The organism is Terriglobia bacterium (assembly GCA_020072565.1).
In the GTDB taxonomy this organism is placed as follows: Bacteria; Acidobacteriota; UBA6911; order UBA6911; family UBA6911; genus JAFNAG01.
Map to the genome: position 1 here is coordinate 1 of JAIQGI010000135.1, position 3,346 is coordinate 3,346.

The following is a 3,346-nucleotide window of genomic DNA, read 5'->3' on the forward strand; positions in this document are numbered from 1 at the left end:
ACGTCCAACTCAAAGGATCAGTTTTCATATTGCATCTCCCGCAGTTGCACTGACACAGGTTGATTCGTTGGCAGGATCATTGGGCGTCGGTTCCGGCAACCAGTATAGCCATTGGCCGTGGTCATTGCATATACGTCCTTGCAGTGTTTCCTTAATACGAAGCTTGCTAATAGAAGTGCGGCTCAATCCAAGCCTGGCCGACACCTGTTTGACCGTCAGCCAACCAGCGTCGAGCAGCCGTTCTTTCAAGCTCTTGATTTTGGCAGAATAGCGGACCCATTTGACGCTGACGGTATCGAAAGTATCGCCGGCACCGGTGCGCATTTTCTGTTCGTTGAGAATGCGGGCAACCTGTGCATCGGTGTACTCGTCGAGGAGTTCATCAATCTGCCGGCGCACGAGTTCGTGAGTGGCACGCAGTTGCTGAGGCGTCAGGGGGCGCGGCAAGGTCAAGGTCGTAGTGGCGCCGCCGCGAAAGCGTACCGCCGCGGTAACGTCACGCTGTTTGATCAGGGTGACATCCTCGATGAGCAGGCCGAGCATGCGTTTGCGCTCGCGCTGTGGCGTATGGGGATCGTTCCAAATTGCCGGAAAGTCTGTGGCGATGGTAAGAATTCGCTGCCGCTCCGTATCGTCGACAACGAGGCGATCCTCGGTACGGCGACGCTGATATTCTTCCTGCGCTTCGGCAAGAGCTCGCAACTTGGCATTCCAGTCGGCCTCGAGGGTATCGGCGACCAATCGATTGGCGGGATCGACTTGCATATAGCGGTGACGGGCAGCATCGGCCTCATACTGGGCGCGTTCAACTTGGCGATGACGCAGGCGATCGGCCTCGTTGATGCGGTCGGCAATCTCCTGCTGCACGGCAAGTGTCAATTCAAGGGCCATGGGTGTCACCGTCTCGACAAGCAGTTGGCTGACAGCGGCGTCGATACCGGCTCCGAGAATGCTCTGGCACATGGGATCTCCGAAGAGCCTGGTGCGTCCCGCGCAGACATAGTTGGTGATCATGACACCGTTGCGGCGGATATTGTAATGAACGTGCATGCGACTGCCGCAAAGGCCGCAGACAACCCGTCCCTGCAACAAAGCGGGGCCTTCTCGTGGAGGTCCCGCAGCGCGTTCGAAGCTGAGGGCCTTGGCAGAGGCGTGCAGCCGCTGCAGGTTGCTCTCGTACTCCTGCCAGGATATGTAACCGGGATGGGCGTCGCGAATCAGCACTTGCCATTCGTCCTGGGGCAGATGTTCGTGCCGATATCGGCCGTCAGGCTGCTTGCGGAATCGCCCGCGCCCGTATGCATAAGCGCCGGCATAAAAGGGATTGTGCATCACGCTGCAGGCCCGTCCAAGCGATAAGGGCGCCCAAACGAGTGGACCTTTCTGTGGTCCTGCCCCAGTACGTTTCGGGAAAAGCAAACCCTGCTGCCGGAAGTGCTTGACTGCGGCGCGGAGCGTGCCCGTGCGGGCGAAGGTCTGAAAAAGCAGGCGCACCGTTTCCTGCACCTGCAGGTCGGGATCGAGGACCATGCAGCCCCGCGCATCATAGATCAAGCCGGCCGGCAGGCCGCAGTGCAGTTCGCCCCGGCGTGCCTTGTTGAGAATCCCTCCGCGCAACCGCGCCCGCAACACATGAAGCTCCGCCTCGCTCATGGTTCCCTTCAACCCGAGCAGCAAGCGGTCATTGAAGTGCGCCGGATCGTAGAGGCCGTCCTCATCGAGGATCAAAGTGTCGGTCAGTGCGCAGATCTCCAGCAGCCTGTGCCAGTCGGCTGAGTTGCGCGCCAGGCGCGAAACCTCCAGCCCCAGCACGATGCCGGCGCGGCCCATGCCGACTTCAGTCACGAGCTTCTGAAAACCGACGCGGTCGACCGCGGAAGCGCCCGACTGGCCCAGATCCGAATCGATCACGATCACCCGGTCGCCCGGCCAGCCCAGTGCAAGGGCGCGCTGGCGCAGCGCGTACTGGCGCTCCGTGCTTTCGCTATTCTCGAAAACCTGCCGCATGGTCGACTGGCGCACGTACAGGTAGGCGTCGCGCTTCAGGTGGCCGGCAGTGACTTTCTGGTTGGATTCGATGCTCACGATTTCATCTCCTCTCTGCCCTGTAAGGCGATATCGGCTAGCACATGTACGATCTCGGCGTGAAGCTCCGAAAGCACCGGCCTTGGCGCCGGCCGAGTCCCCGATTGCGCCGCCAGTTCCCGAGAGATGGCGCGGCGCTCGATCCAGGCGGCGATCCCCTCTCTCAACAGCACGACCATGGCAAAATGCGGGCCCCCCGGCGAACCCGCTAGCCTGTGGCTGCGCAGCTCTTCGTAGGCCGCCACCGCACCGTCGGTTGCCGGGTTGCGGGGGATTACGGCCGTTTTTTTTCCTGGCGCGCAAGCGCCCGTTCGACGCTGCGGACATGGACCCTGCGGCCGAAACGCTCCAGAATGCGCCCGACCAAATCCGGCGGCCGCAATGAGGGGTCTTCGGACTTCAGTTTCTGAAGGAAGGTCATCACCTCGGCGTCGAGCTTGTGCCGGCGCCGCGGCCCGGGCTTTTGCGGTACCAGGGCTGCCAGACCGCCGCTCTCGAGCCGGGCCTGGGCCTGATAGAACGAAGGACGCGACAAGCCGAAGGCCGTCGCGCTGCTGCCCACGGGCTGATGGTCCACCTGCACTTTGCGCACCATCTCGTACTTGACCTGGACCAAGTCGCGGGCATCGAAGAAGTCCGAGGTCGCAAACAGGGGATCGGCGACCTTTTCGGGATGAGGATTGAGGCTGTCCCGTTGCCGGAGGGCTTGGGCCTTTGGGTCTGGAGGTTTGGTTTTGGCCATGAAGCATGTAAACATATTTATGCCGATATGTCAAGGGATATTTGCCGGCATCCGTGGCCAAAGGATGGGAGGAAACACTTGAGAATCCCTGTATTAATTGGATTATAATCCTGGATATTGTATCGCTCGCGTCGGCTCCGGTCTTTTGTCCGCAATTCAGTTCCGGCATAATCGGCCTTACATTGGCGGCATAATCTACTTTACACTCCATTGCGGTCCCCCAGGGCTTGAATCTCGGTTATCAGGGAAGCCAGATCGATCAGGTCCGTTACCCGAAAGTGCGAGCGTCCAGCGGAAACGACAAGGAAGGGATCTTCGGTCTCGACGCTCGTCCAGCGAGTGGGCAGAGCCGTAACATAGCCGAGGCGGTCGCGATAGAAGAGCAGGTCATCGCCCCATCCGATCCGCCGCTCGACGCAGTCGATCTCTTGTCCGAATAGGGGGTGAAAGGGGTGCGTAATCCGGATAGGCGAAGTCATCTCTCCGGCGCGACATGCAGTTGGTCGATTGGTCGAACAC

Annotated in this window: 4 protein-coding genes; all 4 read right to left on the minus strand. The window is 60.4% G+C overall.

Going from position 1 to position 3,346, the window contains the following annotated elements:
* Positions 1-24 precede the first annotated feature (24 nt).
* A complete protein-coding gene (locus LAP85_29805) occupies positions 25-2,085 on the minus strand; it encodes a recombinase family protein (GenBank protein ID MBZ5500605.1) in 2,061 nt (686 codons plus the stop codon).
* A complete protein-coding gene (locus LAP85_29810; GenBank protein MBZ5500606.1) occupies positions 2,082-2,330 on the minus strand; it encodes a hypothetical protein in 249 nt (82 codons plus the stop codon). Before LAP85_29810 ends, LAP85_29805 begins: the two co-directional genes overlap by 4 nt.
* Before the next feature lie 29 nt (positions 2,331-2,359).
* The gene (locus tag LAP85_29815) at positions 2,360-2,827 is read right to left on the minus strand and encodes a helix-turn-helix domain-containing protein (protein MBZ5500607.1); all 468 of its coding nucleotides are present in this window, start codon (positions 2,825-2,827) and stop codon (positions 2,360-2,362) included.
* A gap of 200 nt (positions 2,828-3,027) precedes the next feature.
* Entirely contained in the window at positions 3,028-3,294 is a 267-nt protein-coding gene (locus LAP85_29820; protein ID MBZ5500608.1) for a Y4bD/Y4pK family protein, read from the minus strand.
* Positions 3,295-3,346 lie beyond the last annotated feature (52 nt).

Coding starts and splice junctions, on each gene's coding strand:
- LAP85_29815 (MBZ5500607.1), bottom strand. CDS start 2,827: ATGGCCAAAACCAAACCTCCAGACCCAAAGGCCCAAGCCCTCCGGCAA.